Source organism: Lutimaribacter degradans, assembly GCF_023703375.1.
Lineage (GTDB): Bacteria > Pseudomonadota > Alphaproteobacteria > Rhodobacterales > Rhodobacteraceae > Lutimaribacter > Lutimaribacter degradans.
This window is the reverse complement of the sequence record NZ_JAMQGO010000026.1, coordinates 1-6,628: the sequence shown is the minus strand read 5'-3', so window position 1 is coordinate 6,628 and position 6,628 is coordinate 1. Positions and strand designations below refer to the sequence as shown.

Annotated in this window: 3 protein-coding genes and 2 pseudogenes; 3 read left to right on the top strand and 2 right to left on the bottom strand. The window is 57.4% G+C overall.

Annotation, left to right across the window (positions count from 1 at the left end):
* Positions 1 to 278: 278 nt before the first annotated feature.
* The 3 genes and pseudogenes from M8744_RS17850 to M8744_RS17525 all read left to right on the top strand — a co-directional run.
* Positions 279 to 332: pseudogene (locus M8744_RS17850) on the top strand (hypothetical protein); the annotation flags it as partial.
* 30 nt (positions 333 to 362) lie between these two features.
* Positions 363 to 563: pseudogene (locus M8744_RS17530) on the top strand (IS3 family transposase); the annotation flags it as partial.
* Between the two features lie 321 nt (positions 564 to 884).
* Positions 885 to 3,017 carry a PAS domain-containing hybrid sensor histidine kinase/response regulator gene (locus M8744_RS17525; protein ID WP_251420040.1) on the top strand — a complete coding sequence of 711 codons (2,133 nt, stop codon included), beginning with the start codon at positions 885 to 887 and terminating at the stop codon, positions 3,015 to 3,017.
* A 455-nt stretch (positions 3,018 to 3,472) separates the two neighbouring features.
* Here M8744_RS17525 and M8744_RS17520 read toward each other — a convergent pair whose 3' ends face one another.
* Both M8744_RS17520 and M8744_RS17515 read right to left on the bottom strand, forming a co-directional pair.
* Complete coding sequence (locus M8744_RS17520; protein WP_251420039.1) at positions 3,473 to 4,054, bottom strand: BLUF domain-containing protein; 582 nt, start codon at positions 4,052 to 4,054, stop codon at positions 3,473 to 3,475.
* Between the two features lie 698 nt (positions 4,055 to 4,752).
* Positions 4,753 to 6,360, bottom strand: a complete 1,608-nt coding sequence (locus M8744_RS17515) for a hypothetical protein (RefSeq protein ID WP_251420038.1) — start codon at positions 6,358 to 6,360, stop codon at positions 4,753 to 4,755.
* Positions 6,361 to 6,628: the final 268 nt, after the last annotated feature.

Below are 6,628 nucleotides of genomic sequence, written 5' to 3'. Positions count from 1 at the left end.
GCGGGGCCAAGGTAAAGGCAGATGTCACTGCGTCTCATGCCCCGAATATGGCACATCAAGCCGCCGATGGGAATCTTGTGTCAGGTGGCGAACACTAGGGAGTGACATTGGCTTGAGTGGGAAAGCAGCCGCTGACGAAATTGAGCCTCCGCTTCGTGCTCGGAGTTGCCTTCCGCGCTTGAGCGACAAACCCAGAAGCGCGCTCGCAGGCGACTCGAGGTGCCTCTAGATGTGTAGACGCGTTGCTTGGGCAATTTTGGAACCAGGGAGAGACGCGGATGTCATCACAAAATCGGTTTACGGACGAGTTCAAAAGGGACGCTGTGGCGCAAATTGTTGATCGGGGCCATGCGATCAGCGAGGTCGCCGAGAGCTTCTTCCACCTGCGGAAACGGGAACGGATCAAACGCCGCACATACCGCACACGCGACGCTGCAAGGCAGGACATGTTCGAATACATCAAGATGTTCTAGAACCCGAAACGCAAGCACACGACCAAGGGCATGCTCTCGCCCGCTGACTTCGGGATCAGACAGCAGAAACTGAACGAGGCATGTGTCTAGGAAACTAGGGGCACCTCGTGAGGTAGAAGCAAGCGGAAATCCATCGGCAATCGCGACCTCGAAACCAGAACCAAAACAGGCCGTTGCAATAAGGCGGGGTCCATATACGTCCATACATGCAACGTTGGCTGCGCTTGCGACAAATGTCGGCTCAGGCAGTGACAAGCCCATGGTTGTCCGGGTATCCTTCCAAGCGCGCATGTCGGTAACGGCCGGACCCAAGGCGGCGGAGTCCTGACTTCGCTTCGGCAATCCGGTATGGAGTGGCTTGGGCAGGAACGGCCGCCGATCCGGCGAATTGAATAGAAGGCGCTCTGGAAGATGGCTTCAACCCAGGACACGAGCGCAGACCGTCGCCAGAGACAGGCACGGAATGTCGTTCTAACCGCTCTGTTGATCGCATTCTTCGGCGCCATGCTTGGCGTCGTTTTTGGCATGACGCTGGGCGCTGTGACCGGCCCCGAAGCATGGGTCATCGGATTAACTGCCGCCGTGACCGGTGGCATGATGGTGATCGTATATTTCAAGCCGTCCATGGCGACGAGCGTGATCACTGGCGTGTTGAGCATCTATTTCATCTTCCACCTCAATGCCGGAGCTATCATCGGCTTCAGATCATCAGGGGATATCGTGCGCATAATCCCCTATGTCGTCTGGTTTTTTCCACTGGTCGTGTTTCACCAGTTGACGAATTTCGGGTTTTACAAGCGAACCATCAACATCCTTGTTGGCCTGAGCCCGCTGCCGATCTCGGGGTATGTGCTTGGCAATCTGACGGAGCCGATCGCCATCGGCGTCCTCGACGCAGTGTTGACGTTTCTCGCCAGTTTCTATGCGTTTGCTCTCTTTATTGGCGTGTTCTCTCGGCACCGGGACGAGGAGGTTCAGCACGCGGCCATGGCAGAGGAAGCTGAACGAACCGCCGACGTGCTGCGGGTGAGCGAAGAACGATTCAGGCTGCTGGGTCTTGCGACGAAGGATCTTATCTGGGACGCCGATCTGAAATCCGGCAAGATCTGGTGGAGCGAGTCCTTGCGCGACACCTACGGCTATGATCCGCGAGCGCCAAGCAATGACTTGAACGCCTGGGAAAGCTGGATTCACCCCGAGGATCGCGACCGGGTCGTCGAAAGCCTTCAATCCGTGATCGACAGCGGCGAAAGCAACTGGACCAGCGAGTACCGGTTCGTTTGCGCGGACGGCCGGACATTGGACGTGGTCAACCGTGGCCTTGTGCTGCGCGATGACGCGGGCGAGCCGTTCAGGGTTATAGGCAGCACTACCGATGTCACGGAACTGCGGGACCTGGAAAAGAAGCTGCGGCAAGCGCAGAAGCTGGAGGCCGTGGGTCAGTTGACAGGCGGTATAGCCCACGACTTCAACAACCTTCTGACGATCATCATGGGCAATGCCGAAGTTCTCGTGGAACTCCACGAAACCGACCAAAGGGCGCGAAAACTGGCCGAAACCACGATGCAGGCCGCGGAACGCGGGGCGAACCTGACCAATCGCCTGCTCGCCTTCGCACGGCGTCAAGCGCTTGAGCCGCAACATTTGCACCCGGGTCAGCTGCTGACCGGCCTCGAAGGGCTGATTCGCCGCACGATCAATGAGGATATCGAGATCGGGATCAGCGCCGCGGACGGCGTGTTGCCGATCGAGGTCGATCCGGGCCAGCTCGAGAATGCCATTCTTAACCTCGTGGTCAACGCGCGCGACGCCATGACCGATGGCGGGCGATTGTTGATTGAGGTCACGAACGTGACGCTCGCGGCGGACGATCTTCCGCGCGATGACGGAATGCAGGCCGGTTGCTACGTGATGATCGCCGTGTCCGACAATGGATGCGGTATGCCGCGTGACATCGCGGAACGGGCGTTTGAGCCCTTCTTCACGACAAAAGAGGTCGGCAAGGGGTCCGGGCTTGGCCTGTCGATGGCCTGGGGCTTCGTTCGACAGTCGAACGGCCACGCCCAGATCCATTCGGAACCCGGCGAGGGCACGACGGTCAAGCTCTACTTCCCTGCCGTGAAGAACCTGGAAACGCACACGACACCGGAGGCGGCCGTTGTCGAATTGCCGGGTGGCAAAGAGCGCATCCTCGTGGTCGAGGATGATGACATGGTCCGCGAACATGTTGCAACGCAACTGGGCAGTTTCGGCTACGCGGTCAGGCAGGCAGCGTCGGCAGTCGAAGCGCTGGAGGTGCTGGACGGCGATCAGACCATAGACCTGCTGTTTACCGACGTGGTGATGCCGGGCGGCATGAACGGCAAGCAGCTTGCCGATGCCGCCTTGCTGCGGGCGCCCGACCTCAAGGTGCTTTTCACCTCCGGCTATACCGAGGATGCGATCGTGCATCAGGGTCGGCTCGATCCCGGCGTGACCCTGTTGGGCAAACCCTATCGCCGTGCTGAGTTGCTTGCGAAGGTCCGCAGCGTACTGGATGATTAGCGGCTGACGCTGTTGCAAAAATAGCCGCGTTTTCTGGTGATACCCGCCACCTGACGCAATTCAGGAATAGCGCGTCTAGCGTTGCTGCTGATGTTCCAACGTTCCAGACGAGATATTCCGCGACAATACACGCCCGGCGGAATTGGTGACGCTGAGCGACCGGTCTGCGCCGAACGCAACACACGGCCCGAGCCAGATAGTTATCGCATCATCCCGTACCCACACCGACAAAGCAAAAGGGGAACTGCGTTCCCTCGGTTCTCCTTGCCGCTCTGCTGTTCAAGCCTCGTCTCGGGAACAGTCAACCAATGACAGCCCTGCGACTGCATCCTGCGGCTGTTCCGCGCTTAGGGAGTCACAAACCAGAAAGGTCGCTTTCCTTTCCGCCCCGCCTTTCGATCAGCGCTGACGTTTGTTTGTTTGTGCCGTCTCCTTGGGCGCCGTTGGGGCGGTGCTCAGGTGACCCTGCGCAGGTGGCGGTCAAGGCTCGTCATCGGGTCGGTGAGTGGCTGGCGCGGAGTGACTGGCTCCTGCAACCGTTCCGATTTCGGCGCGGGCCGTCGGGTCAGATAGTCACTCAAAGCTGTCATGAAACTCGTTATGTCCTCATCGGACCACCCGTACGGCTCGAATCTGGACAACGAGAGATGCGGCACCAGTTGGAAACCGCGCAGTACTTGGTCCTGTGTTACCGCCGCCTTCATTGACCAGTCCGGAAACCAGCGATCCTCCAACTTGCGCACCGTCATCAGCTTGATCTCGGTGTGCCGCGGATCACGCGATATGCGCCCGAAGGCCTGACGGATTTCCTCCTCGCCGCCTTCAAGCCATTGCAGGAAGGTAGTGTTATCGTAGATCAACGCACCCGTCACCGCATCACGGTCATTGTTGATACGCGAGACTTTCAGTATCTCATCCACCTGATCGAAGGTGAACCCCGTCGGTTTTGAACAATAGGCCATACCCACCAAGTCCTGCATTATTTTGCCTTCCTGCCAGATGAGTTGAATGTCGGGAGATGTCCCGATCTGTTTCACGAAAGCGCGACGTACTCACTTCACCCATATACGAGTGTCTGACGTCAGCGCCAATGGGACAGTTTATATTGATTTGATAAGAGAAGGTTTCTGGCACATCGTAGCCACCAAGGCGTGGAGATGAGACAGAAGCCCGGAACCAAGAAGAACCACGGCGAGAAAGCCGTCAAGGGCATCCGCCATGCGACCCCCAAAACAGTATTCGGCCGAGGAGAAGGTCAGCAGACTGCCAATCGTAGCTTGTGTCAGTATCCTAATTTCGGGGGGCGTTTACGATACACCGCAGCACCAGCGGCGTCCAGTCCAGCGAAGCTGCAAACGGTCTTTCCCAGGTCACGTCCCAGAACCTTGATGTCCATCAGATGCTCTTTTCTCCACCTATGCCCGACACAATAGCAGTGGTTTGGTGGGAAAGCAGTTCATCCCATTAGCTCATACCGCGGCAATCCGTACCGAGGCTATCGCCTGGGATATCGTTTCGAACAAAGCTACAACCTCTTCCCCGGCGGCGCCGTAGGCAGTGGCCGCGGCAACTGACATAAGGCTCACAACTACCAAATGATCCATGGTCTCAATCTCCTGCCTTGCCATTCATCTGTAGATTACTTTCTTGGCATGTGTCGCATCCTCGAAACTCTGGCGGTCACGGGTATCTTGGACCCGGCTTTCCGAAATGGCCTGGTGTGAACTTGCCGCGCTCAAGCCGTTGGAATGGTCAGTTGCAGCACCTCGAAGGGCCGCAGGCTGATATCGATCCGGGGGGCGTCATAGGCGTGGTCGGTCAACATGGCCTGCGTGTCATGCTCGGTCAGGTAATAAGGCTCGCCGTCGATCTCCACGGATTCAGATGGCCGAACTCCCTCACCGGGAACATAGGCCATGCCATCGGACGTGTCCGGGTCATAGCCGACCTGCACACCTGTTGCAGACTGGAAGTCAGGCACCAGGTCGCTGACGTCGAGAGAAAAATCGACCCGGTCAAGGTCATAGCTTCTGACGTAAATCACCAGCTCTCCGTCGCCCTTGAAGGCCACAAGGTCGGTGGACTCGGGCAGGTCGTCGGTTTCGATCTCGACAAGCTCCTTGCCGGGCAGGTTGGTCGACATCAGGTCGAACATCGCGCCGCGCACGTTCTCGATCACGCGGCCCTGGTCGTCTGTCAGAACCTCGGGGTCGTCAAAATTTCCACCCATATCGTTGAGGGTGTTGTGGTTGATCGGCCAGACATGGCCCACGTCAACGCCCATCTCGACCATGTTTTCTACCAACTCGGTCAAGATGGGCAGGCTTTGCATGCCGTTGCTCGTCGTGTTGGAGTTCTTCACGTTCCATTCGGTGATGTAAAGATCGAGCTCACGATCGAACCGCTCTTCCCATACCTCGTAATCGGAATCGATGTGGCGCCTTTCGGTGGCATCGTCGTCGAACGGAACCTCGGAGTCGTTCCAATAGTAATGCTCGATCACCCCGTCGACCTGCGTGCGAGATTCTTCGTCCAACTGGTCGATGATGGTGTTGTTGGCGTCTGTCAGACGGTCCATGTATCCACGGTCATCGACGCTGGAGTGGAACTCTGACAGGCCGGTCGGCGTCGCCATTTGCACAAGGATGTCAGGATTACCTGTTTCGGCTGCGGAAATGCCGTTGGCCAGTTCTTGAATGGCGATATTGGCCTTCTGTCCATACTCGGTTTCGCCCATGTGTGACCAATATTCGTTGCCGATTTCAAAGGCGTCGATCTTGTCGCCGTACTCGTTCATCACCTTTTCGGCCCATTCCGACAGGCCTTCGCCGTATCCCTCGACAGAGGTGACGGCCGTTGGGATGACAAGCGTCACGCCCCCTTCGATATTGTCCATGAAGTCGGTGAGCTCGGGGCGCAATTCGCCATCTTCGGTCAACTGCGTGATGTCCAGGTAATCTTCGCCGTCAACATCAGCGTCTTCGCCATCGATACCGTTGGGCTCGGCTTGTCCCGCGGGAAACCGGAACGTTTCAAGGTCGAACGCTTCGATCGAGCTTTCCAGCGTCTCTGTTGGTGTGCCTTGATCCGTGTTGACACTGTAGACAGCGTTCGTTCCGAAAAGGTCTTCCGACACGAAATGCCCCGTGCGCGTTATCGTCGACACGGGGTCGGCGTCTTCCTCGCGGTCATCGACTGGGGCTGACTCTTGGTCAACCAAAGTGATGGGCAACGGTTCGCCTTCGAAAACCGGATCCTCGTCCAGCTCTTCAGTATACTCTTCCTCGACGGTTTCCGGATCATCGGAGCCTAGAGCCGCGAAGCCGATGAGTGGGATCATCATCAAAAGTAGAGACATCATGGTGGGACCCTCTCGCAAGCTCCAAAATCAAGTTCGCTGAGGGTTTCACAGGAAAAGGTAGAGAGCTTTTGTTGCTCTTGAGTTGAATTGTAGAGAGCGTCTGATCTTTTGTGTAAGAGTGTGGCTGGCCCCGCTTTCGACCGGACAACTGTGGACCTGTCGCGGTTTGGTGCCGCTCCTTTGATAGCATATTGTGCAGCAAAGGAGACGAGCTATGGGAACAGGACGAACGGAAGAATTTCGCAAGGAT

Excerpts from the sequence above, each read along its gene's own strand:
- M8744_RS17525 (WP_251420040.1), top strand. The coding sequence starts at position 885 with ATGGCTTCAACCCAGGACACGAGCGCAGACCGTCGCCAGAGACAGGCA.
- M8744_RS17515 (WP_251420038.1), bottom strand. The coding sequence starts at position 6,360 with ATGATGATCCCACTCATCGGCTTCGCGGCTCTAGGCTCCGATGATCCG.